Source organism: Nonomuraea sp. CA-143628 (assembly GCF_050942315.1).
Taxonomy (GTDB): Bacteria; Actinomycetota; Actinomycetes; order Streptosporangiales; family Streptosporangiaceae; genus Nonomuraea.
This window is the reverse complement of sequence record NZ_CP192072.1, coordinates 10,535,449-10,557,371: the sequence shown is the minus strand read 5'-3', so window position 1 is coordinate 10,557,371 and position 21,923 is coordinate 10,535,449. Positions and strand designations below refer to the sequence as shown.

General features: G+C 68.2%; 24 protein-coding genes. 20 read left to right on the top strand and 4 right to left on the bottom strand.

From position 1 onward, the window contains the following. The first annotated feature begins 356 nt into the window (after positions 1–356). The 14 genes from ACQP2T_RS47830 to ACQP2T_RS47765 all read left to right on the top strand — a co-directional run bounded on the left by ACQP2T_RS47830 (position 357) and on the right by ACQP2T_RS47765 (position 11,792). Positions 357–3,113 carry a nitrate- and nitrite sensing domain-containing protein gene (locus tag ACQP2T_RS47830; protein ID WP_433511467.1) on the top strand — a complete coding sequence of 919 codons (2,757 nt, stop codon included), beginning with the start codon at positions 357–359 and terminating at the stop codon, positions 3,111–3,113. Beyond that, positions 3,110–3,532, top strand: a complete 423-nt coding sequence (locus tag ACQP2T_RS47825; RefSeq protein WP_214641568.1) for a roadblock/LC7 domain-containing protein — start codon at positions 3,110–3,112, stop codon at positions 3,530–3,532. The genes ACQP2T_RS47830 and ACQP2T_RS47825 overlap by 4 nt, the downstream gene beginning before the upstream one ends. A gap of 65 nt (positions 3,533–3,597) precedes the next feature. Continuing rightward, positions 3,598–3,945: a DUF742 domain-containing protein gene (locus ACQP2T_RS47820; protein WP_214641717.1), complete on the top strand. Its 348-nt coding sequence runs from the start codon at positions 3,598–3,600 to the stop codon at positions 3,943–3,945. Beyond that, the gene (locus ACQP2T_RS47815; protein ID WP_214641567.1) at positions 3,926–4,516 is read left to right on the top strand and encodes a GTP-binding protein; all 591 of its coding nucleotides are present in this window, start codon (positions 3,926–3,928) and stop codon (positions 4,514–4,516) included. Before ACQP2T_RS47820 ends, ACQP2T_RS47815 begins: the two co-directional genes overlap by 20 nt. Positions 4,517–4,665: 149 nt before the next feature. Further along, entirely contained in the window at positions 4,666–6,216 is a 1,551-nt protein-coding gene (ffh, locus tag ACQP2T_RS47810; RefSeq protein ID WP_433511466.1) for a signal recognition particle protein, read from the top strand. Between the two features lie 220 nt (positions 6,217–6,436). Beyond that, positions 6,437–6,898, top strand: a complete 462-nt coding sequence (gene rpsP, locus ACQP2T_RS47805) for a 30S ribosomal protein S16 (RefSeq protein WP_433511465.1) — start codon at positions 6,437–6,439, stop codon at positions 6,896–6,898. Position 6,899: 1 nt separating this feature from the next. Next, a complete protein-coding gene (locus tag ACQP2T_RS47800) occupies positions 6,900–7,145 on the top strand; it encodes an RNA-binding protein (protein ID WP_020546537.1) in 246 nt (81 codons plus the stop codon). Positions 7,146–7,215: 70 nt separating this feature from the next. Then, positions 7,216–7,716 (top strand): ribosome maturation factor RimM, encoded by a 501-nt coding sequence (gene rimM / locus ACQP2T_RS47795; protein ID WP_433511464.1) that lies wholly within the window; start codon positions 7,216–7,218, stop codon positions 7,714–7,716. Further along, positions 7,716–8,597, top strand: coding sequence for a tRNA (guanosine(37)-N1)-methyltransferase TrmD (gene trmD, locus ACQP2T_RS47790; RefSeq protein ID WP_433511463.1), 882 nt, complete (start codon positions 7,716–7,718; stop codon positions 8,595–8,597). The genes rimM and trmD overlap by 1 nt, the downstream gene beginning before the upstream one ends. Positions 8,598–8,734: 137 nt before the next feature. Continuing rightward, positions 8,735–9,097 (top strand): 50S ribosomal protein L19, encoded by a 363-nt coding sequence (gene rplS, locus ACQP2T_RS47785; protein ID WP_214641562.1) that lies wholly within the window; start codon positions 8,735–8,737, stop codon positions 9,095–9,097. A gap of 141 nt (positions 9,098–9,238) precedes the next feature. Next, positions 9,239–10,111, top strand: a complete 873-nt coding sequence (lepB, locus tag ACQP2T_RS47780) for a signal peptidase I (protein ID WP_433511462.1) — start codon at positions 9,239–9,241, stop codon at positions 10,109–10,111. After that, a complete protein-coding gene (lepB, locus tag ACQP2T_RS47775) occupies positions 10,111–10,707 on the top strand; it encodes a signal peptidase I (protein WP_433511461.1) in 597 nt (198 codons plus the stop codon). The genes lepB (ACQP2T_RS47780) and lepB (ACQP2T_RS47775) overlap by 1 nt, the downstream gene beginning before the upstream one ends. A 53-nt stretch (positions 10,708–10,760) precedes the next feature. Then, positions 10,761–11,429, top strand: coding sequence for a ribonuclease HII (locus ACQP2T_RS47770; RefSeq protein ID WP_433511460.1), 669 nt, complete (start codon positions 10,761–10,763; stop codon positions 11,427–11,429). 39 nt (positions 11,430–11,468) lie between these two features. After that, a complete protein-coding gene (locus tag ACQP2T_RS47765; RefSeq protein WP_026215037.1) occupies positions 11,469–11,792 on the top strand; it encodes a DUF2469 domain-containing protein in 324 nt (107 codons plus the stop codon). Between the two features lie 708 nt (positions 11,793–12,500). Here ACQP2T_RS47765 and ACQP2T_RS47760 read toward each other — a convergent pair. Then, positions 12,501–13,154 carry a maleylpyruvate isomerase N-terminal domain-containing protein gene (locus ACQP2T_RS47760; protein ID WP_433511459.1) on the bottom strand — a complete coding sequence of 218 codons (654 nt, stop codon included), beginning with the start codon at positions 13,152–13,154 and terminating at the stop codon, positions 12,501–12,503. A 771-nt stretch (positions 13,155–13,925) separates the two neighbouring features. Here ACQP2T_RS47760 and ACQP2T_RS47755 point away from each other — a divergent pair. From ACQP2T_RS47755 to ACQP2T_RS47740, 4 genes are all read left to right on the top strand, one after another. Continuing rightward, entirely contained in the window at positions 13,926–14,279 is a 354-nt protein-coding gene (locus tag ACQP2T_RS47755; RefSeq protein ID WP_357942951.1) for a YraN family protein, read from the top strand. 1 nt (position 14,280) lies between these two features. Then, entirely contained in the window at positions 14,281–15,816 is a 1,536-nt protein-coding gene (locus ACQP2T_RS47750) for a YifB family Mg chelatase-like AAA ATPase (protein ID WP_433511458.1), read from the top strand. A gap of 142 nt (positions 15,817–15,958) precedes the next feature. Next, on the top strand, positions 15,959–17,485 hold the full coding sequence (gene dprA / locus ACQP2T_RS47745; protein ID WP_433511457.1) for a DNA-processing protein DprA: 1,527 nt from the start codon (positions 15,959–15,961) through the stop codon (positions 17,483–17,485). Positions 17,486–17,761: 276 nt separating this feature from the next. Beyond that, positions 17,762–18,199, top strand: coding sequence for a hypothetical protein (locus ACQP2T_RS47740; protein WP_433511456.1), 438 nt, complete (start codon positions 17,762–17,764; stop codon positions 18,197–18,199). 1 nt (position 18,200) lies between these two features. On the opposite strand, the gene ACQP2T_RS47735 is transcribed toward ACQP2T_RS47740, so the two are convergent. The 3 genes from ACQP2T_RS47735 to ACQP2T_RS47725 all read right to left on the bottom strand — a co-directional run bounded on the left by ACQP2T_RS47735 (position 18,201) and on the right by ACQP2T_RS47725 (position 20,362). Continuing rightward, positions 18,201–19,340 carry an FAD-dependent oxidoreductase gene (locus tag ACQP2T_RS47735; RefSeq protein ID WP_433511455.1) on the bottom strand — a complete coding sequence of 380 codons (1,140 nt, stop codon included), beginning with the start codon at positions 19,338–19,340 and terminating at the stop codon, positions 18,201–18,203. A gap of 258 nt (positions 19,341–19,598) precedes the next feature. Continuing rightward, positions 19,599–20,045: a MarR family winged helix-turn-helix transcriptional regulator gene (locus tag ACQP2T_RS47730; protein WP_433511454.1), complete on the bottom strand. Its 447-nt coding sequence runs from the start codon at positions 20,043–20,045 to the stop codon at positions 19,599–19,601. A 131-nt stretch (positions 20,046–20,176) separates the two neighbouring features. After that, complete coding sequence (locus tag ACQP2T_RS47725) at positions 20,177–20,362, bottom strand: hypothetical protein (RefSeq protein ID WP_433511453.1); 186 nt, start codon at positions 20,360–20,362, stop codon at positions 20,177–20,179. Between ACQP2T_RS47725 and ACQP2T_RS47720 the strand changes: the two genes are divergently transcribed. Both ACQP2T_RS47720 and ACQP2T_RS47715 read left to right on the top strand, forming a co-directional pair. Further along, on the top strand, positions 20,352–20,834 hold the full coding sequence (locus tag ACQP2T_RS47720; RefSeq protein ID WP_433511452.1) for a LuxR C-terminal-related transcriptional regulator: 483 nt from the start codon (positions 20,352–20,354) through the stop codon (positions 20,832–20,834). The genes ACQP2T_RS47725 and ACQP2T_RS47720 overlap by 11 nt on opposite strands. Positions 20,835–20,889: 55 nt before the next feature. Further along, positions 20,890–21,885, top strand: coding sequence for an NAD(P)-dependent alcohol dehydrogenase (locus tag ACQP2T_RS47715; RefSeq protein WP_433511451.1), 996 nt, complete (start codon positions 20,890–20,892; stop codon positions 21,883–21,885). Positions 21,886–21,923: the final 38 nt, after the last annotated feature.

The window sequence follows — 21,923 nt, the reverse complement described above, 5'->3', positions numbered from 1 at the left end:
GCATCCACCAGGAGGATGTGGCATATGTCCGGGTTTGGCATGTTCTGCGAAGAGATGGGTTGACTGCGACCTTTGCGGTATTGGCCGATCTCCTGTTGTTGTGCTCAAATAAGCTCTCGCCCCATGGGTGCGTCGGCGTCACACGGCAAACACAATGCATGACGTGATCCTCTTGCACCAGACCATCAGAGGAGAGGTTGCGGAGGCCAGTGAGGAACGCATTCCCCCCAGCAGGTGGGGATCCCGGCTTAACTGCTGAAGCGCCCGCTCCTGCGGCACTTCACGCCAAGTCAAAGCCCAAAGCACGGGCCGGGCGTGCGAAGAAGACGGGCGGCCTCGCGCTGCGCAACTGGCGCGTGCGCTCGAAGCTGCTCGTCCTGGTTGTCATTCCCACCTTGGCGGCCCTGGTCCTCGGCGGCTTCCGCGTAGCCACCTCGATCAGCAGCGCCACCGAGTACGAGAGGGTCAACGAGGTCGCCGTCCTGGCGAGCCAGCTGACCGCGCTCGCTCACGAGGTCGAGCTCGAGCGCGACCTCACCGCCAGCTTTGTCGCCCTCGGCCGCAGAAGCAGCGGCAAGGCGGATGTCGACGCCCAATACACCACGGTCAACAAGCTTCGCGACGCCGTACGCAGCGGGGTCGAAGCGCTCGCGGCTTCCGACAGCCCTCAGCGCGCGCAGGCCGTTCGTATCAAGAACCGTCTGGACGAGCTCGACCAGTCACGCAAGACCGCGGTGGACTCGCAACTGAACGTCGGCTCCGTCATCGAGCTGTACGACCGGAGCATCTCCGACTTCATCGGGCTCAACGACAACATCGACCTGGGTGCCGCTGACAAGGAGCTCGCCGACAGCGTCTCCGGCTTCGCCGCTCTGTCCAGGGCCAAGCAGTTCGTCTCCAGGCAGCGCGCGCTCCTGGTGTCCGCGCTGGCCGCCAGGCGATTCAGCAAGGACGAGCTCGACGCCTTCATCGCCGCGCGCGCCCAGCGCAACAGTGAGCTGGCGACGTTCAGGGCCCAGGTGCCGCTGAACATCCGCCAGGCGTACGACGACGTCGTCAGTGGCTCGGCCGTCGACAAGGCCGAGCTGATCCAGGCCCGCGCCCTGTTCCTGCAGGACTCGGGGGCGCAGCTGGTCGACCCGGAGGTCGGCCTCACGCGCGACGGCGAGGAATGGCTCAAGGCCATCGGCAAGACCATCGACGGCATGCGCAAGGTCGAACAGCAGGTCTCCGACTCGATCCTGCTGCGCAGCCGCACCCTGCAGGGTCAGGAGCAGCAGGGCGCGATGATCATCGCGATCGCGATCGCCATCCTGTTGATCCTGGTGCTGGTGATCACCTCGTTCATGGCGCGTTCGCTCAGCGGCCCGCTGCGCCGGCTGCGCAGGGAGGCGCTGTTCATCGCCAGCCGCCGCCTGCCGGAGACGGTCCAGCAGCTGCGCGAGTCCGAGGCGAGCGGCCCCGTAGAGGTCGAGCCGATCGGCGTCATGTCACAGGACGAGATCGGTGAAGTCGCGCGGGCCTTCGACGAGGTACACCGCGAAGCCGTCCGGCTGGCCGGTGAGGAGTCCCGGCTCCGAAGCAACGTCAACGCGATGTTCGTCAACCTGTCCCGCAGAAGCCAGACGCTGGTCGAGCGGCAGATCACCCTCATCGACGGGCTGGAGCAGGGCGAGCAGGACGAGAGCCGGTTGGCGAACCTGTTCAAGCTCGACCACCTGGCCACCCGTATGCGCCGTAACAGCGAGAACCTGCTGGTCCTCGCCGGCCAGGACCCGCCGCGCCGCTGGAGCCAGCCGGTCAAGCTGGTCGACGTGGCCCGCGCCTCCCTGTCGGAGGTCGAGAACTACGAGCGGGTCGTCCTCCAGGTGCCCGACGGCGTCTCCGTCGCGGGTCAGGCCGTCAACGACGTCATCCACCTGCTCGCCGAGCTGGTGGAGAACGCGCTGTCGTTCTCGCCCCGCGAGACCCGCGTCACGGTCTCCGGCAGCCGGATCGACGGCGGCGGCGTGATGCTGTCGATCACCGACTCCGGTATCGGCATGACCCAGGACGAACTCGCCCAGGCCAACGACCGCCTCACCGACGCGCCCATCGTGGACGTCTCGGTGTCGCGCCGCATGGGCCTGTTCGTGGTCGCCAGGCTGGCGCACCGCCACGGCATCCGCGTGCAACTGCGCCCGCACGGCTCCGGCGGTCTGACCGCCATGGTCCTGGTGCCCGAGAGCCTGCTCGGCAGCCAGTCCCCGGCCTACGCCGGGACGCAGGGCGGCATGCCCGTGCGCGAGGAGACCTACGCGGCTCCCGCTCCCACGGCCGCGCCCCCCGCGCCTCCGCAGTGGCAGGGCGGCACTTACCAGATGGGCCCGGGACACCCGTCCTACCCGTCCAACCCGGAGCCCGCCGGTGCGGGCGCGGGCGCCTGGCCGTCCATGCCCCAGTGGCCGTCCGACGTCAACGGCTGGCCCTCCGACCCGCGCGCCAGCAGCGGCGGTTACGACACCGCCGACGTATGGGTGCCGTCGCGAGGCCAGGGTGGTGGCAACTGGGGCGGCGACAACGGCCTGCCCAAGCGGCCCACCAGCGACCAGCCGCCGTTCCAGCCGCCGGCGGACTGGAGCTTCGGCAACCGGCCGGTGGAGCAGAGCCTGCCGCCGAGGCCGAGGTACGACTTCCCGGAGACGGAGTCGGCGGCCACCGGCCCCATCCCCGTCGTCAACCCGTCCTCGTCGGGTGACGAGTACCTGCCGATCTTCGCCTCGGTGGAGTCGGCCTGGTTCGAGCACGGTGGTGAAAGCAGCGCGAACTGGGGTTCCTCCAAGGCGGACGCCGGTTGGAACGCGGCGGCGGCCGCGGCCGAGCCGGTACGTGACGGCGCGACGGCCGCCGGGCTGCCCAAACGGGTGCCCAAGGCCAACCTCGTACCGGGTTCCGCCGACACTGCCTCGGCGCCGAAGGGCGTCGCCCCGATGCCCTCTGTCTCGCCCGATCGTGTCCGCAGTCGCCTGTCCAGCTTCCAGCAGGGCTTCCGCGCGGCACGTGACGACATCAGCGAGGGCAGGGCGTACCCCGCCGGCTCGAGGCCCGTTGATAGCAGGGAGGAGGGCGTATGAACGACCTGAGCCACGCGGCACGCGGAGTCGACTGGTTGATAACCGACTTCGTCAGTACCGTTCCAGGTGTCGCCCACGCGGTCGTTGTCTCGTCTGACGGTCTGCCGCTGGCGGCATCGTCGGGCTTCCCCGTGGACCGGGCTGATCAACTGGCCGCGATCGCGTCCGGCCTGGTGAGCCTGACGCAGGGAGCGGCCAGGGTCTTCGAGGGTGGCGCGGTCAACCAGACCATCGTCGAGATGCAACGCGGGCTGATGCTGATCATGTCGATCAGCGACGGCTCCTGCCTGGCCGTGCTGGCGGCGCCCGACTGCGACATGGGCCTGGTCGCGTACCAAATGACGCTTATGGTCGATCGTGCCGGTCAGGTACTTACTCCGGCGGTGCGCGCCGAGCTGCGCGCCAGCCAGACCAGGTGATGTAGGTGACGGACCCAAGGTGGAACAGCGGTGGCTGGGATCCCCATCCGCAACCCCAGCCGCAGCTGAGCTCAGATCCCGCGTCGCCGGTCCGTCCTTACGCCGTGACGGGAGGACGGACCGCGCCGCGGGTCAAGCTGGCGATGGAGGCCCTGGTCTCGTCCGCGACGGCCGAGCACCGGGAGTTCTCCCACATCACGCCGGAGTATCAGGCGATCAGCCAGCTCTGCCGGCAGGTCCGGTCGGTGGCCGAGGTATCGGCCCTGTTGCGGATCCCGCTCGGCGTGGTGCGCGTGCTGATCGCCGACATGGCGGCCGAAGGTCTGGTACGCGTACACCAGCCAGCGCTGGAGTCCGGACGGCCAGACGTAAACCTGCTCGAAAGGGTGCTCAGTGGACTTCGCAGGCTCTAGCCCCGGCCTCACCTCGACGAAGATCGTGGTGGCCGGAGGGTTCGGGGTGGGCAAGACGACGTTCGTCGGCGCGGTGTCGGAGATCATGCCGCTGACGACCGAGGCCGTCATGACCGACGCTTCGGCGGGCATCGACGACCTCGGTATGACGCCGCTGAAGTCCACCACGACCGTGGCCATGGACTTCGGCCGGGTCTCGCTCGACCGTGACCTGATCCTCTATCTGTTCGGTACGCCCGGACAGCACCGGTTCTGGTTCATGTGGGATGACTTGGTGCGTGGTGCGATCGGCGCGGTGGTGCTGGTGGACACGCGGCGGCTGGCCGACAGCTTCCCCGCGATCGACTACTTCGAAGAGGCGCAACTGCCGTTCGTCGTAGGCGTGAACGGGTGGGATGGGTCATACCCGCACAGTGACGCGGAGGTGCGCGACGCTCTCACACTGGCGCCGCACATCCCGTTGGTGCGGCTGGACGCCCGGTCGAAGGACTCGGTCAAGAGCGCGCTCATCAACCTGGTCGAACACGCGCTGACGGTCCGGATGGCGGTGCCGGGCTGGAGCGGTAGCTGACCTCGCCTGCTACCTGGCAGGTTGCCGTCCGGGATGTCGCCGTCTGGGGCATGCTGACAGACCGGATGGCCGAGCCAGGCTGGAAGGGCTGCCGGAGCGGATAGGCTGAACCATTAGACCAACATTCGCTTCGAGGACTGGCCTACCACGTGTTCGAGACGCTTTCCGACCGGCTGACATCGGTCTTCTCCTCCCTCCGCTCCAAGGGTCGGCTGTCTGAGGCCGACATCGACGCCACCACCCGCGAGATCCGCATCGCGCTGCTCGAGGCCGATGTCGCGCTGCCGGTGGTCAAGGCGTTCGTCGCCCAGGTCAAGGAGCGCGCCCGCGGCATCGAGGTCTCCCAGGCGCTCAACCCGGCGCAGCAGGTCGTCAAGATCGTCAACGACGAGCTGATCGAGATCCTCGGCGGCGAGACGCGCCGGCTCCGCTACGCCAAGACCCCGCCGACCGTCATCATGCTCGCGGGCCTGCAGGGCGCCGGTAAGACCACGCTGGCGGGCAAGCTCGCCAGGTGGCTGCGCGAGCAGGGGCACGCGCCCATGCTCGTCGCCGCGGACCTCCAGCGCCCCAACGCCGTGCAGCAGCTCCAGGTCGTGGGCGAGCGCGCGCAGGTGGCCGTCTACGCGCCCGAGCCCGGCAGCGGCGTCGGCGACCCGATCCGGGTCGCCCGCGCGTCGATCGACGAGGCCAAGCGCGCGCAGCACGACATCGTCATCATCGACACCGCCGGCCGCCTGGGCATCGACCAGGAGATGATGCGGCAGGCCGCCGACATCCGCGACGCGGTCTCTCCCGACGAGGTCCTGTTCGTGGTCGACGCCATGATCGGCCAGGACGCCGTGACCACGGCCCAGGCGTTCATGGAGGGCGTCGGCTTCGACGGGGTGGTGCTCACCAAGCTCGACGGCGACGCCCGCGGTGGTGCCGCGCTGTCGGTCAGGCACATCACCGGTCGGCCGATCATGTTCGCGTCGACCGGTGAGAAGCTCGAGGACTTCGACGCCTTCCACCCCGACCGGATGGCCTCCCGCATCCTCGACATGGGTGACATCCTCACCCTGATCGAGCAGGCCCAGAAGACCTTCGACGAGGAGCAGGCCGCCAAGATGGCGGGCAAGCTCACCTCGGGCGAGAGCTTCACGCTCGAAGACTTCCTCGAGCAGATGATGATGGTCCAGAAGATGGGCCCGATCAAGAACCTGCTCGGCATGATGCCCGGCATGGGGCAGATGCGCGACCAGCTCAACTCCATCGACGACCGCGATCTCGACCGCATCGCGGCCATCATCCGCTCGATGACGCCGGGCGAGCGCCAGGACCCGAAGATCATCAACGGCTCCCGCCGCGCCCGCATCGCCGCCGGTTCGGGTGTGACGGTGAGTGCCGTCAACAACCTGGTGACGCGGTTCTTCGACGCCCAGAAGATGATGAAGAAGATGGCGGGCGGCATGGGCATCCCCGGCATGCCGGGTGGCCGGGGCAAGGCGGCCAAGGCTCAGAAGAAGGCCAAGAAGGGGCGGCGCGTGAGCGGCGACCCGCGCAAGGCCGCTCTGGGCAAGGGCGACTCGGCTCCCGCCGAGCCGCAGCAGCCGGCCAAGGGTGGTCTGCTGGGCAACCTGGGCGGGAAGCTGCCTCCGGGCATGGAGCTGCCGCCGGGCTTCGACCCCAGCAAGTTCAATCTCCCGGGCCAGAAGTAGCAACTTTTCTGGATATTCCGGGTTTAAGAGTGCGGCGACCCGCGCCCGCGGGTCGTGCGCAGTCCTGTGCGTCTGGCACAATGACATGTTGGAACACCGTGGCCAGGTGGGTGCCCTCTCATCTCCCGCCGGTCATGCCTGTCCCTGGAGCGGACTCCCATCGTGCCCCACTCGATGTGATGCCGCTCACCCACGCTCGAATGCAGGAGAGACCACACCAGTGGCAGTCAAGATCAAGCTCAAGCGGCTCGGCATGATCCGTAGCCCTCAGTACCGCATCGTCGTCGCCGACAGCCGCACCAAGCGTGACGGCCGGGCGATCGAAGAGATCGGCCTGTACCACCCGAAGGAAGACCCTTCGCGCATCGAGGTCAACGCCGAGCGCGCGGCCTACTGGCTCGGTGTCGGCGCGCAGCCGACCGAGCCGGTGCTCAAGCTGCTCAAGCTGACCGGTGACTGGCAGAAGTTCAAGGGCGAGGCCGCCCCTGCGCCGATGAAGGTCGCCGAGGCGGCGCCCGACCGTCACGCCCTCTACGAGGCCGCGGCCAAGGAGACGCTGTCCGGTGGCGACACCGGCACGTCCGCCACCACGCCGAAGAAGGCCCGCAAGAAGGACGAGACGGCCGAGGCCGCCCCCGTCGAGGCCGCTGCCGCCGAGACCAAGACCGAGGGCGAGGCCTGACGTGCTCGAGGAGGCTCTCGAGCACCTCGTTAAGGGCATCGTCGAACATCCCGACGATGTCCGGGTCCGCGCACGCCGCATTCGCAGCGGGCGCGTCCTGGAGGTCCGGGTGCACCCCGAGGACCTGGGCAAGGTCATCGGTCGCGGTGGGCGCACCGCCAAGGCGCTGCGCACTGTCGTGAATGCCCTGGCCGACGGGAAGTACGTCCGGGTCGATCTGCTCGACCTGGACGAAGCCGTCCGTTAGCGTCAGGTTCCTGCGCCCTCATCGGTTTCTTGCCGATGGGGGCGCTTGCTTTAGAAAAGGTGGGTTCAGGGTGCAGTTGGTCGTCGGCCGGATAGGCCGCCCGCACGGAGTACGCGGTGACGTGACCGTGGAGGTACGCACCGACGATCCCGAGCTCCGCTTCGCCGTCGGCGCGGCCGTCGCCACCGACCCCGCCGACAGGGGGCCGCTGGTCATCGAGAGCCGCCGCTGGCACAAGGGCGCGCTGCTGATCACTTTCGCCGGGGTGACCCAACGCGACACCGCCGAAGAACTACGCGGCACGATGCTGGTCATCGACTCCGACGAGGTGCTGCCCTCCGACGACCCCGACGAGTTCCACGATCACCAGCTCATCGGGCTCACGGTCGTGACCGTCGCCGGGGAGGCCGTCGGCGAGGTCACCGACGTGCTCCATCACGGTCAGGACCTCCTGGTCGTACGGCGGAGCGGTCAGGACGACGCGCTCATCCCGTTCGTCAGGGCGCTGGTGCCCGAGGTCGATATCGAAGGCGGCCGGCTCGTCGTCGACCCGCCCGAAGGGCTGCTGTGATGCGGCTCGACATCGTCTCGATCTTCCCCGAATACTTCGCGCCGCTCGACGTCTCCCTCATCGGCAAGGCCCGCGAGCGCGGCACCCTCGACGTCCGGGTGCACCAGCTCCGCGACTGGGCGCACGACGTGCACAAGACCGTGGACGACACGCCCTACGGCGGCGGACCCGGCATGGTCATGAAGCCCGAGGTGTGGGGCGAGGCCATCGACGCGGTGATCGCCGGCGGCTCGCCGGCCGCTGAGAGTGGCTCATCGGCCGTGACCGCCGATGACGGCCCGTCTGTCGTTGGCGCTGGGGGCGGTTCGCCGGGTGGCGTCGCTGGGGGCGGCTTGCCGCGTCTGATCGTGCCCACACCGAGCGGGCGGCCGTTCACCCAGGAGCTCGCCCAGGAGCTCGCGGACGAGCCCTGGCTGCTGTTCGCGTGCGGGCGCTACGAGGGCATCGACTCGCGCGTCATGGCCGAGTACGGCACGCGCCTGCGCGTCGACGAGATCAGCATCGGCGACTACGTGCTGGCCGGCGGCGAGGTCGCGACGCTGGTGATGGTGGAGGCCATCGGCAGGCTGCTGCCCGGCGTGCTCGGCAACGCCCACTCGGCCGTCGACGACTCCTTCGCGCCGGGGGCCATGCGCAACCTCGTCGAAGGCCCCGTCTTCACCAAGCCGCCGGTCTGGCGGGGGCACGAGGTGCCGCCCGTACTCCTGTCCGGGCATCACGGCAAGGTCGCGCGGTGGCGGCGTGACGAGGCGCTGCGCCGTACCGTCGCCAACCGGCCCGAGCTGGCGGCGGCGCTCGACCCCGAGACGCTCGACAAGCACGACCGGCGGCTGCTGGAGGAGCTCTCGTTTCGCTTCCAGCCGGAAGATATGGCAAACTGAAGCGCTACCGACCATCATGTGGTTGGTCTGCCATGCCCGGGGGACAGTCCCGGGTTCATCGAATCAGCAGGCGCGTCCGCCGCGAGCTCAGGCCGGGTGGACCTCCGCGTGCTCGCGAGGACTTGAGGACAGCTCTCATGCACACGAAGATCCAGGAGCTCGAGAAGGCGACCCTGCGCGGAGACGTGCCGGATTTCCGCCCCGGTGACACGCTCGAGGTTCACGTCCGCGTCGTCGAAGGAAACCGCTCCCGCGTCCAGGTCTTCAAGGGCTTCGTGCTGCGCAGGCAGGGCAGCGGCGCCCGCGAGACCTTCACGGTCCGCAAGGTCAGCTACAGCGTCGGCGTCGAGCGGACCTTCCCCGTGCACAGCCCGATCATCGAGAAGATCGTGCTCGTGACCCGCGGTGACGTGCGTCGCGCAAAGCTTTACTACATGCGTGATCTGCGCGGCAAGGCCGCCCGGATCCGCGAGAAGCGCGAGGCCGTGCCCGCCAAGTGACACAGACCTTTCCGAATGGCCCGCGTCTTGCGCGGGCCATTCGGCTTTGCAGGGGCATTTCCTTTATGTGGAGCGACTCGGGCGCGGGTGTAACGTCGGTCGAGACTTGTCGAGCCGACGCATCATCTAGGCTCGTCAGCGATGACTAGCGAGAGCCAGGAGCACGGCGCGTCGCGCCGCCCTGTCAAGGACGAGGTGGACGTGGTCGCCGAAGAAACAGAGAAGCCAGCAAAGGGCGGCAAGAAGGACAAAAAGGGATCGTTCTGGAAAGAACTTCCCGTCCTGGTCGTCGTGGCGCTGGTGTTGGCTTTGATCATCAAGACGTTCGTGATCCAGGCCTTCTACATCCCGTCGGAGTCGATGGAGAACACTCTCCTGAAGAACGACCGGGTCCTGGTGAACAAGATGGTCTACCACACGCGTGACATCGAGCGCGGTGACGTGGTGGTGTTCTCGGGCGTCGACTCCTGGGACGGTGAGTTCGAGATGGAGGAGCCGTCCAACCCGGTCGCGGCGTTCTTCCGCTGGGTCGGCACCGCGTTCGGCGTGGTGCCCGGCGAGAAGGACTACATCAAGCGGGTCATCGGCGTCGGCGGCGACCACGTCAAGTGCTGCGACCCCAAGGGGCGCATCACGGTCAACGGCGTGGCGATCGACGAGGGTGGCTATCTCTATCCGGGCAATGTGCCCTCCGACAAGTTCTTCGACATCAATGTGCCTCAGGGGCGGCTGTGGGTGATGGGCGACCACCGCTCGGTGTCGCTCGACTCCCGCTCGCACCAGGGTGACCCGGGCGGCGGCTCGATTCCCGTGGGCCAGGTGGTCGGGCGGGCGTTCGTCATCGTATGGCCGTTCAACAGGGCGACCACGCTGCCCATCCCCGACACGTTCGCGCAGCCGGCGTTGCAGGCGCTGGGCGACTCCGTGGGCGGCTCCGTCCCGCTGGTCGCCGGGTTCGCGGGAGCACTACCCTTGGTGCTGATCCGTCGGCGCAGGCGAAGCAGGAGGCCCTGATGTCCTTCACCAAGAGGGCGGCGGCGGGGGAGAAGAAGAAAAAGGGCGGCTTCCGCGAGACGATCCTGCTGCTGGCCCTCGGCGTCGGCATCGCGCTGCTGTTGCAGGCGTACGTCGTCGGATCCTTCTACATCCCGTCGGAGTCGATGGAGAACACCCTGCTGATCAACGATCGGGTGTTCGTCAACAAGCTCTCGGGCAAGCCCGAACGCGGCGACATCATCGTGTTCAAGGGCTGGAACGGCGAGGACACCATCAAGCGGGTCATCGGCATCGGCGGCGACAAGGTGGCCTGCTGCGACGCCAAGAAGCGGGTGACGGTCAACGGCACGCCGCTGGACGAGGAGTCCTACCTCTATCCGGGCGACTTCCCATCGGATCCGGGCGAACCATTCAAGTACACCGTGCCGGCGGGCAAATTGTGGCTGATGGGCGACCACCGCAGCGCCTCCGCCGACTCGCGCAGCCACGTCAAGGAGCCCGGGGGCGGGTTCATCTCGGAGGACGCGGTGATCGGCAAGGCCGTCATGCGCTACTGGCCGCTGTCGCGAGGCAGCATCTTCATGCACCCTGACACCTTCGCCAAGGTCAAATAGCGGCGGCTCCCGGTCGCGGTTTGCGGCGATTGGGGCGTACGCTGCCTCTTGTCATGACAGTTGCGTTCCGCCCTCGGCCCAGCGTTGTCCGGCGTGATTCCGGACTCTATGCCTATGAGCGGGCATTGGCCCGCCGTGGCTTGACCCCGATCGCCGGGGTCGACGAAGCGGGCCGGGGGGCCTGCGCCGGTCCGCTGGTGGTCGCCGCGACCATCCTGCGCAGGCCGATCGAGGGTCTCAACGACTCGAAACTGCTGGTGCCGGCCGTACGAGAACGGCTCTATGACCAGATCATGGACTCGGCGCACGTCGGGATCGTCGTCATTCCCCCGGCGGAGGTCGACGCGCGGGGGCTGCACAAGAGCAACGTGGCCGGAATGCGCCGGGCCGTCGCGCGGTTGACCTGTGACCCGGGGTACATCCTGACGGACGGCTTCCCCGTCCCGGGCCTGCCGGCGCCTTCGCTGGCGGTGTGGAAGGGGGACCGGGTGGCCGCCTGCGTGGCGGCGGCCTCGATCGTGGCCAAGGTCACCAGGGACCGCATGATGATCGAACTGGACGCCGAGTTCCCGTGCTACGGCTTCGCCGAGCACAAGGGGTACGTCACTCCAGGACATCGGCTGGCGCTGGAGACGAACGGGCCGTGCTCCCACCACCGTTACTCCTTCGTCACGGTGGCCAGGGAGATGGGGGAAAATGAAATGGGGGCCGGGGTTGCCTGACCAGGCGAACCGGAAGACCGGTACGACAGGAGGACCGCGATGAGCGCAGAGGATCTCGAAAAGTACGAAACCGAGATGGAGCTGCAGCTTTACCGCGAATACCGCGATGTCGTCGGGCTGTTTACGTATGTCGTGGAGACGGAACGGCGCTTCTACCTGACCAACTCGGTAGACCTCGACGTCCGGACCGCGGAGAACGGGGACGTGTTCTTCGATGTGAAGATGCAGGATGCTTGGGTTTGGGATATGTACCGGCCGGCGCGGTTTGTGAAGAATGTACGGGTGGTCACGTTCAAGGACGTCAACGTCGAAGAACTGGCCAAGGCCGACCTGGAGATGCCGAAGGAGGGGTTCTCGGGGTAGGCGCTTTTTGAGGGTGTTCGTTCGGGGCGGCTCGGCTTGTTGGAGCGGGTTGCTGTGGGCGGCTGTCCGGCGTGAGGACAGTGCCTTGCGGGGCCGGAACGCCCGTGGCTGGAACGCCCGTGGCCGTGACCCCGTGGCCGGGGCCCTGCCAGCTTTGAGGCCCGTCCAGGCCTGCCCTGAAGGGTCACTGTCCAGGCCCGTCTCGAAGGGTCACCGTCCGGCTCGGCCCTGAAGGGCCGCCCACGGGCCAGCATGACCACCCACCTGCTCGGCCACTCGCCCAACTGGGAGCCACTCACTCCCCCGGGGGTCGGTCAGTCACCCCGGTTCCTCGCACGTCCGCCCGTGGCCAACCGGTGGCCGTCGTGGCTCATCGACCGGGCCGATCCATAGCCGCGCCGGGCCTACCCGCAGCCAACCATTGGGCACCGCGACCACTTGGCCACCCGCCCGAGTCCCGTCCTCATAGGCACTCGCGGGATCCCCATATGGCCACCCGCTACGGGGCCAGCCCTTCATGGGCTTGAGCACAGCCGCCTACCCGGCCACCCCCATAGCCCTCTCTAGGGCCCGTAGAACCTCACAGGCCGTAGAACCTCACAGGCCGTAGACCCTTGCGGGCCGTGGCGCCCCTGCGGACCGTAACCCCTGCGGACCGTAGAACCCACAAGCTGTAGGCCTTGCGGGCCGCAGCTCACGGTGAACCGCTCACCCGAGGATAAGCGGGAGCTTTGCGGCGAAATCACCCAGCGCGGCCTTCTCCGCGTCGGTCGGCGTACGACGTCCGGTGCCGATCAACAGCGCGTCCTTGTCAGAGAGCGAGGCGGGAAACGAGGCCTTGCCGATCTTCTCCAGCGACGCGCGTGCCGCTGCGAGGGTCTCGGTGGGCGGCTCGGCGGCCGACGGCAGATGCGCGATCAGATCGAGGTGGTGCAAGGTCCATTCGAGCACGTACGCGGACAGATAGTCGCCGACGGTCAGCACCTCGTCGCGAGTACTGACGCGCACCGCGGGATCGGCGAGTTCAGCAGCACGACCAGCGGCGGAACCGACGTCGTCGAGATGGAACTTGAGCAACCGCGGCTCGCCATACGCGGCGGCCAGCCGGGGGATCAGCGCGTCGAGCGGGTCCTCGCCGGTCGGGGGCTCGACAAGGTTCCAGTAGGTGACCGCGTCCACGGTCGCCTCGGTTTCTACGGGCGTGACCAGCGTGATCAGTACGTCTTGGGCGTCGATGACCAGGTGGCACACCAGGTCTCGAACGAGCCACCCGACGCAACCGGACGGCCGCTCGAAGTCCTCATCCGGGATGTCGGCGACCGCCGTACGCAACGCCGTCCAAGAGCGTGAGAAGAGATCCACTGCGGCACGGTAACGCCGGACTGGAACGGCGGACAAGCGTAATCGAACGCCCGATTCACGTACCCGGACGGTTGCTCGCGCATTTCGGCGGCCTCCCACGCTAACTAGCGCAGCTCACCCATCACACCACCCGCACCGCCACAGGTCACCCGCTCCGCGACAGACCACTCGCACTCCCCGCAGTTACCCGCACGCGCACAGTCATCCGAGCTCGCACTGAGACCCACCAGCACCCCCACAAGCCGCCCGCGTTCTCCGCGCTGGCGCTGCCACCCGCACCGCCATAAGCCACCCGCACTCCCCGTAGTCACCCGTCACGGCCGATCCGTAGCCGCAGCGAGTCACTCGCACCGACACAGGCCGGTCACCGGCACCGCCATAAGCCACCTGCACTCCCCGCAGTCACCCGTCACGGCCGATCCGCAGCCGCAGCGAGTCACCCGCACCGACACAGGCCAGTCACCTGCACCTGCCACTGGCCACTCAGGACAGTGAGCTACCTGGACTGATTCACTCTGGGCGGATGGATCACCTGGGTCGGCTCACTCAGGGCGGGTGGATCACCCGGCGAGGCCATCCGGAGCAGCCACCCAGCGAGGCCACCCGGAGCGGCAGCACACCTCACCCGGCGCCTGGCGCGGTGCCAGATGCCCAACCCCGTCCCCGACTTATCCACAACCCCCCGACCCACACCCCGCTCTGTCCACAGAACCTCGCTCGGCCCCAACCGCCCATCCCCGATCCGCGAAAGTCAGGGCCCGGAGGTGCAACATGGCCGCGAGGAACGACCTCGGCAAACACGGCGAGCAGCTCGCCGTCAACTACCTGGAAGCCGAGGGAATGACCATCATCGAACGCAACTGGCGTTGCCGCCACGGCGAGATCGACGTCATCGCCGAGGACGGCCCCAATCTGGTCGTGGTAGAGGTCAAGACCAGATCCAGCCGATCACACGGCACAGCCCTGGAGTCAGTACGACCGGCCAAACTGGCCAAGCTCCGCATGCTCGCCGCCAAGTGGCTCATGACCCAGCCCCGCGCCTTCGACACGGTCAGAATCGACGTGATCGCCCTGGAGCGCTTCGCCGGCGACTACTCCCTCCAGCACGTACGGGGGGCGATCTGAGATGGCAGTCGCGAGGACCCGCAGCGTGGCCCTGGTCGGCGTCAAAGGCCGCAGCGTGGAAGTGGAAGCCGACGTGGGCAACGGCTTGGCGGGGATCCACCTCATCGGCCTGCCGGACATGGCACTCAGCGAGGCCAGAGAACGGGTCAGATCGGCGATGGTCAACAGCCATTTCCCCTGGCCAGACGCCCGCATCACAGTGAGCCTGTTCCCGGCAAGCCTTCCCAAGCGTGGCAGCCAGTTCGATCTCGCCATAGCCGTCGCCATACTGGGCGCCGCCGGGGTGGTCCCCGCCGACCGGGTCGCGGAGCCGTTCTTCCTCGGCGAACTCGGCCTCGACGGACGACTGAGACCCGTGCGTGGCGTTCTCCCGTCGGTGCTGGGCGCGGCCGAGCACGGAGACGTCACTGTGGTCGTCCCCGCGGCCAACTCGGCGGAAGCGGCGCTGGTGCCCGACGTCAAGGTGGCGCCGTTCACCGACCTGCGCCAACTGGTGGAGTGGCTACGACGGGGAGACGACCTGCCCGAGTGGCACATCCAAGACGTTTCAGAGCCGCCTCAGCCGACCATCCAGCCCGCCGTCGACCTGTCCGACGTGGCCGGTCAGCCGGTCGCGCGCCGAGCACTTGAGATATGCGCGGCGGGAGGCCACAACCTCTGGATGCTCGGCCCGCCCGGCACAGGCAAGACCCTGCTCGCCGAACGCCTGCCCACACTTCTTCCTGACCTGGAGCTGGACCACGCCCTTGAGGTGACGGCCATCCACTCGGTGGCAGGCGTACTCCCGGCCAGCAGTCCCATGCTGAGCAGACCGCCGTTCGTCAGCCCTCACCACACCGCCACGGCGGCGGCCATCATCGGCGGCGGCAGCACCGTCATACGCCCCGGCGCGGTCTCCCTCGCCCACCGGGGAGTCTTGTTCATGGATGAAGCCCCCGAATTCCCCCGCCATATCCTCGACTCCCTCCGCCAGCCCCTGGAGGCCGGTCGCGTGACGGTGTGCAGATCAGCGGGCTCCGTCACCTTCCCGGCCCGCTTCATGCTCGTTCTCGCCGCCAACCCCTGCCCTTGCGCCCAGCCCCAGGATCAGGGGGAAAGCTGCCAGTGCTCACCCACGATGAGACGCCGCTACCTGGCCAGACTGTCCGGCCCGCTTCTCGACCGCGTAGACATGAAGGTCACTGTCGCCCGTACGTCCAGACGCGAGCTCATGGCCGACCGCCAGTTCGTCGAATCGAGCAAGATTGTGGCCGAGCGTGTGCTGGCAGCCCGCCAACGAGCCGCCAAACGCCTGGCCGGCACCGCCTGGCGCACGAACGCCGAAATCCCGTCCGCGGCTCTCCACGCCGACTACCGCCCTTCAGATGCCGCCATGAAGTGCATGACGACCGCCCTCGACTCGGGCACCCTCAGCGCGCGCGGCCTAGATCGCGTCCTACGAGTCGCGTGGACCCTTACGGACCTGGCAGGCAAACCCCGCCCCGAAGACACGGAAACGTCCACAGCCCTCGCCTTGTGGCTGGGAGTGAACACGTGACCCCTCAACCCGCCGCGCAGCCACCACCGAGGCCCGGCGCACCCGAAGCCCGCATTCCCACCCCTCAGGAGCGTCGATGACGAGAGTAGAAGTGGAGGCGAGGGCCGCCCTCATGCGCGTAGCCGACGCTGGAGACCCGACGATGGGTCGCCTCGTCGCCTGCTGCGGCGCCGAGGCAGCAATCGACGCTGTACGCACGGAGACCCTCCCACCCGATTTCATCACCCAGGAAACCCAAGGCCACGACATCCCGGACCCCAGCCAACGCCGACTGGCGGACCTCAACGGGCAGCACATCTCGGACGCCCCCCAGCACCAGTTGGCGGATCTCACCCGGCAGCACATGCCGGACCCGACTCAGCCACACATACCGGACCCAATGTGGCAGCACGTCGCAGCCGACCTCACCCAACGTCAGCTAAATGACCCAAGCCGACAACATGGAGACAATCCCACCCAGAGGCAGACCACAGACTCCGGGGGGCAATCCGGAACGACGACCATCCCTCAGCAACGGATCCCCAACTCCACTCAGCAGCACATCACAGGCCCCGCCCAGCAACTCGGCACGGCCTTCACAGAGCGTCGCATAACAGAGCTCACCCAGCGACTTCGCGCCTGGCGCGCCCGCCTGGAGTCCGCCGACCCCGCGGCCGACCTCGCCAACGGCGAACGAAGCGGCGCCAGATTCATCATCCCCGGCAGTCCGGAATGGCCTACTCAGCTGGACCAACTCGGACCGCGCCGCCCTCTCGGCCTGTGGCTCCATGGCTCGGCCGACCTGCGCTTCTCCTGTCTGCGATCGATCGCCGTCGTCGGCGCACGGGCTGCCACGGCGTACGGTGTGCACGTCGCGGCTCAGTTCGCCGTGGGATTCAGTGACTCCGGCTGGACCGTGGTCTCGGGCGGTGCGTTCGGGATCGACGGCGCGGCCCATCGTGGCAGCCTGGCCGCCGACTCCCCGACGGTCGTCGTCCTGGCCTGCGGCGTCGACGTCAGCTACCCGACCGGACATCACGAGCTGTTCGCCGCCGTCCGCGACCAGGGCGTTGTGGTCAGCGAGTGCCCTCCCGGCGTACACCCCACCCGTGCGCGCTTCCTCATCAGAAACCGTTTGATCGCCGCCCTGTCACGAGGCACCGTCGTAGTGGAGGCGGCACTCCGCAGCGGCGCACTCAACACAGCCAGTCACGCTTTGTCACTGCAACGCCACTTGGCGGCCGTGCCAGGCCCGATCACCTCCACCATGTCGGCCGGCTGCCACCGCCTCCTTCGCGAGCGCAAGGCCGTCTGCGTCACTTCGCCAGAGGAAGTGATCGAACTGGTCGGTTCGATAGGCGACGACCTAGCCCCCCAAACCCGCGGCCCGGTCGTCCCACGAGACACGCTGAGCGAGACAACCAGCCGGGTCCTCGACGCCATCCCCACACGCGGCGCCGCAGGCCCCGCCTCCATCGCGGTAGCGGCCGGAGTCTCTCTGGACACGGCCCTGAGCGCACTGGGAGGCCTGGCCGCCGCAGGCTACATAGAACGAGTGGCCAAGGGCTGGCGCACCCGCAAAACGCCATCAAGGGCGTACGTGAAAGCCGACGAAACAGCACCTCCTAGGCAGTACCCCTCAGACCTAACCGATGACGACGATCTCCCACCTTCACCCGACGATCCGTGAACTTCCCGCGGGCAGCCCACACACATGTGCCAACGAGCCGCCTGTGACCGCAAGCGATACTCCTCGGCGAAGGGGCGAAGGGGCGAAGGGGCGAAGGGGCGAAGGGGCGAAGGGGCGAAGGGGCGAAGGGGCGAAACGCCTGCCGACCTGGCCCCTGGGCGGCCACCCGTTGTCTTATGTCCCGGATGACCACGCCACTCACGATGGCTCGCGCCGCTTCGCCCGATCCACGAACGCAGCCTCCGATCCGATGCTGTTGCGGCGGCGGCGATTCCGGTGGAGCGGATCAACGGGCCGGTGCTGCTGGTGACCGGGGAGGACGACCAGGTCTGGTCGGCCAAGCGGTTCGCCCGTGAGCCCGAGGCGCGGCGTGGCATGGTGTGGCGGGCGGGTCTGCTGAGCCAGATGCGGATCGGGTCGGGCGCGGGTCACCGGGTCTTGCTACGGGGGAGTTGCTGTCCGGCCTGGGATTGTGGACGGTGGTTCGCCGGAAGTGGACGCGGCGTTGAGTGTGGGTTGCCGGGTCTTGCTACGGGGAGTCGCTGTCCGGCCTGGGATCGTCAACGGCGGCTCACCGGAAGCGGACACGCGCCGCCGCTCGGCGGCCGCGTGGCCCAGCGGCGTCCTCGGCGCTGGTTTGGCCGCGCTTGCTGGAGCTGTTGCGGTTGCTGGCCGCCAAGGGGCTCCGCTGACAGGGCTGCACCGCCTACATGACCTAGCGATTCATGGGGGTCTGCTCGTCTTCGACGAGTACGTTGATCAGGCTGTGGGCTGTGTTGTCGCCGGCGAGTATCTCGTAGATCTCCGCCCCCTCGGCGGCGACTTCGGCGCTGCGGAGGAACATGGCCTGCTCGTACTCGGTGAGGGCGGCCTCGATGTCGTCGGCGTGCGCGGCGATGGCTTGGCCGAGTTCGGCTCCGTCGTACATGGCCAGGTTGGCGCCTTCGCCGTTTGGGGCCGAGAGGTGCGCGGCGTCGCCGAGCAGAGTCACTCCCGGCAGCCGATCCCACCGGTGCCCGATCGGCAGGGCGTAGAAGGGGCGCAGGACCGGCGCGGTGTCGCTGTCGGTGATCAGCGCGGTGAGCTCCGGCGCCCAGTCGTCGAACTCCCGCGCGATCCGCGCGCCGGCCGCTGCGGCATCGGTGAAGTCGATGGCGGCGAACCAGTCCTGCGGTTCGGTGAGCGCCACGTAGGCGTGCAGGGTGCCGCCTCTCTCGCGGTGAGCCAGGATCGCCTTGCCCGGCGCGGGTGCGCCCATCGACCCGCCGCCGACCGCTTTCGCGGTGGCGGGGTGCCGGGTGTCGGCGTCGAACAGGTAGGTCTCGACGAACGACATGCCGGTGTACGCGGGCGTGGCGGTCGAGAGCAGCGGCCGGACCCGGGACCACGCGCCATCCGCACCGACCAGCAGGTTCGTGACGATGGTGCCTTCGGCGAAGGTCACCTCGTGGCGGCCCTCGCCGAGAGCACGTGCACCGCTGACCTTGTGACCCCACCGGACGGTACCGGCGGGGAGCGAGTCGAGCAGGATCTGCCGCAGGTCGCCGCGCTGCACCTCGGGGCGTCCACCCGTGCCGTCGTCGGTTTTGTCGAACAGGACGGTCCCGTCCCGGTCGAGGACCCGCATCGCCTGGCGGCCCTCCAGGACAAGGCCACGGAACTCGTCCATGAGGCCGGCCGCCTCAAGGGCGAGTTGCCCGTTGTAGTCGTGGATATCGAGCATCCCGCCTTGAGCGCGCGCCGTCGGTGAGGCCTCCGCCTCGTAGACCGTGGCCGGCATGCCGTGGACGTGCAGGACACGGGCCAGAGTGAGGCCGCCGAGACCGGCGCCGATGATCGTGACGGGAGAGTGCATGGTGGCTCCTTTGGGGAGGTCCAGCTCTTGTGCAGGTTGGGGCTTCTGGGCAGGTCCAGCTTTTGTGCAGGTTGGAGTTCTTGGGCAGGTTGGAGCTTCTGGGGAGGTCCAGCTCCTGTGCAGGTTGGAGCTTCTGGGCAGGCTGGAGCTCTTGGGCAAGTTCGAGCTTCTGGGCAGGTTGGAGCGCGCGACGGCGGAGGCCGGCGCGGGTTGTGGATACGCGCGTTGCTGATGCGCGGCCTGGCCGCGCATCAGCGGTTACGACCGGGTCGGTTGTGGCAGTCGCGCGGTGATCTTCGCGAGCAGGGCGTGCAGGGTGTCCCGCTCGTCCTGGTCCAACGGGGCGAGGATCGTCTCATCGGCGGCGGCCATCGCGGTGTCGAGCCCGGCGATGAGCTCGATGCCGACCGGCGTCGCGTAGACACGTTTACTGCGCTCGTCGCCGCGCTCCGTGCGGCGCTCGACCAGGCCGCCGCGCTCAAGCCCCTGCAACAGGCCCGAGACGCTCGACGCGGTCGTGTGGGTCATCTGTGCGATGTCGCGCTGGATCGCACCGGGGTTCTCGATCAGATAGCCGAGTACGAAAGCCTGCTCGAAGCTGAGCTCGCGGGCCCGGATCCAATCCTCGCCGGCCTTCCGCTGAGCCCAGACGATCCAGCGCATCAGCTCGAAGCTGCGGCTACGCGTACTCTTCGGTGCGTCCATGGTAAGGACTCTAACTGTTCGGATCCGAACTGTAAATGTCCGAACTGATCGGGCGTTTGCCGTCTGCCTGTACGGCCCTCCGCTCGGTTCGTGCGACCGGCCCCAAAGCGGCGGGGCCGGCGTTCGAGTCCCTAGTGACGCACCACCTTGAGCAGGCCGTTCAGTCGCGTCGCGACGTGAGCCTGTTCGACATCCGCATGCCCCGCTTTGACGGCGTCGAGGTCAGCCGTCGCATGCTCCGCCTCGATGGCATCGAGGCCACTCGCCGCCTGGCCGGGCCGGGCGGCGCCGATCCGCTCGCCGTCGTTGTTCATCACCAATTTCGACCTCGACGAGTACGTCCACGCCGCCCTCGGGGCGGGTGCCCGCGGCCTTCCGCTCAAGGACGCCGCCCCGGACCTGCTCGCCCAGGCCGTCCGCGCCGCGGCCGACGGCGACGCGCTCATCGCCCTCATCATCACGGCCCGACTGCTGCAGACTTTCGCCTACTCCGGGCGCGCCATGCCACCGGCGCAGCCCCGCGAGGCGCTGATCGGCAGGGAGAAGGAGATCCTGGCTACCGTGGCCCGCGGGCGGACCAGCAGCGAGATCGCCGACGCCCCGCACATCTCGCTCAGCACGGTCAAGAGCCACATCGCGCGCCTCATGCTCAACTGCTCGGCCGCCTCATGCTCAAGCTGCTCGGCGTCCGCAATCGTGTCGAGATCGCCATGTGGGCGTACGAGGCCAAGCGCGTCAGGCTCTGATCGGGCCGATCGGCCAGGGAAGGGGTCGTACTTTCGGCCGTAGAGCGCGCGTGGTGGGTCTGGCGACACTGGTCGCGAGTCCCCACAAGGAGAAAGCCATGAAAGCGTTCGTCCTTCCCGCGTACGGCTCACCCCTCGTCCTGACCGACATCGACCAGCCCGTGCCCGGCGACGACGAGGTGCTGGTCCGGGTGCGTGCCACCTCCGTCCAGCCCTACGACTGGCACTTCCTCCGCGGCGAGCCGTACATCGCCCGCGTGATGGGCGGCCCGGGGCTGCGCGCCCCGCGATTCAGCGTCCTGGGCGCCGACGTGGCCGGGGAGGTGGCGGCGGTCGGCAAGGACGTGAGCGAGTTCCGGCCCGGCGACGAGGTGTACGCGATGCCCAAGAAGGGCGGTTTCGCCGAGTACGTGTGCGTGCCGGAGAGCGAGTTGGCGCTCAAGCCGAGGAACGTGTCGTTCGAGGAGGCGGCGGCGGTGCCGATGGCGGCCGGCACTGCCCTGCTGGCCCTGCGCGACGACGGCCGCGTCCAGCCCGGGGACCGCGTCCTCGTCAACGGGGCTTCCGGCGGCGTGGGCACGTTCGCCGTCCAGCTCGCCAAGGTGTTCGGCGCGCACGTCACCGGCGTGTGCGGCTCCAGGAACGTGGGCCTGGTCAGGTCGCTCGGCGCTGACGAGGTCGTCGACTACACCAAGGAGGACTTCACCCGGAGCGGGCGGCGCTACGACCTGCTGCTGGACATCGCGGGCAGCCGATCCGGCTCCGCCTGCCGGCGGGTGATGACCCGCAAGGCGACCCACGTTCTCATCGGTGGCCCGGCCGGCCGCTGGTTCCAGCCCGCGGGCCATGTGTTCGCCACGCTCGCGGCGGGGTTGTTCGTGTCCCAGCGGGTGGTCGTGACAGAGGTGGTGCCCTGCACGAAGACCAAGCAGAACCTCATGACGCTGGCCGAGCTGATCGAAGGCGGTGAGATCCATCCGGTGATCGACCGGACCTATCCGTTAGCGGAGATCCCGGCGGCCGTCAGCTATCAGGAGGAGGGCCACGCATCCGGCAAGGTCGTGATCTCCCTCCTGTCCCACATGTCGGAATGATCTGTCTTAACAAGAGAGATAGGCTCTAGAGTTCCGAG

What these genes read in the sequence shown, in the direction of transcription:
- ACQP2T_RS47825 (WP_214641568.1), top strand. Translation starts at nt 3,110, where the DNA reads ATGAACGACCTGAGCCACGCGGCACGCGGAGTCGACTGGTTGATAACC.
- trmD (WP_433511463.1), top strand. Translation starts at nt 7,716, where the DNA reads ATGCGGCTCGACATCGTCTCGATCTTCCCCGAATACTTCGCGCCGCTC.
- rplS (WP_214641562.1), top strand. Translation starts at nt 8,735, where the DNA reads ATGCACACGAAGATCCAGGAGCTCGAGAAGGCGACCCTGCGCGGAGAC.
- lepB (WP_433511462.1), top strand. Translation starts at nt 9,239, where the DNA reads ATGACTAGCGAGAGCCAGGAGCACGGCGCGTCGCGCCGCCCTGTCAAG.
- lepB (WP_433511461.1), top strand. Translation starts at nt 10,111, where the DNA reads ATGTCCTTCACCAAGAGGGCGGCGGCGGGGGAGAAGAAGAAAAAGGGC.
- ACQP2T_RS47770 (WP_433511460.1), top strand. Translation starts at nt 10,761, where the DNA reads ATGACAGTTGCGTTCCGCCCTCGGCCCAGCGTTGTCCGGCGTGATTCC.
- ACQP2T_RS47765 (WP_026215037.1), top strand. Translation starts at nt 11,469, where the DNA reads ATGAGCGCAGAGGATCTCGAAAAGTACGAAACCGAGATGGAGCTGCAG.
- ACQP2T_RS47755 (WP_357942951.1), top strand. Translation starts at nt 13,926, where the DNA reads ATGGCCGCGAGGAACGACCTCGGCAAACACGGCGAGCAGCTCGCCGTC.
- ACQP2T_RS47750 (WP_433511458.1), top strand. Translation starts at nt 14,281, where the DNA reads ATGGCAGTCGCGAGGACCCGCAGCGTGGCCCTGGTCGGCGTCAAAGGC.
- dprA (WP_433511457.1), top strand. Translation starts at nt 15,959, where the DNA reads ATGGGTCGCCTCGTCGCCTGCTGCGGCGCCGAGGCAGCAATCGACGCT.
- ACQP2T_RS47735 (WP_433511455.1), bottom strand. Translation starts at nt 19,340, where the DNA reads ATGCACTCTCCCGTCACGATCATCGGCGCCGGTCTCGGCGGCCTCACT.
- ACQP2T_RS47730 (WP_433511454.1), bottom strand. Translation starts at nt 20,045, where the DNA reads ATGGACGCACCGAAGAGTACGCGTAGCCGCAGCTTCGAGCTGATGCGC.
- ACQP2T_RS47715 (WP_433511451.1), top strand. Translation starts at nt 20,890, where the DNA reads ATGAAAGCGTTCGTCCTTCCCGCGTACGGCTCACCCCTCGTCCTGACC.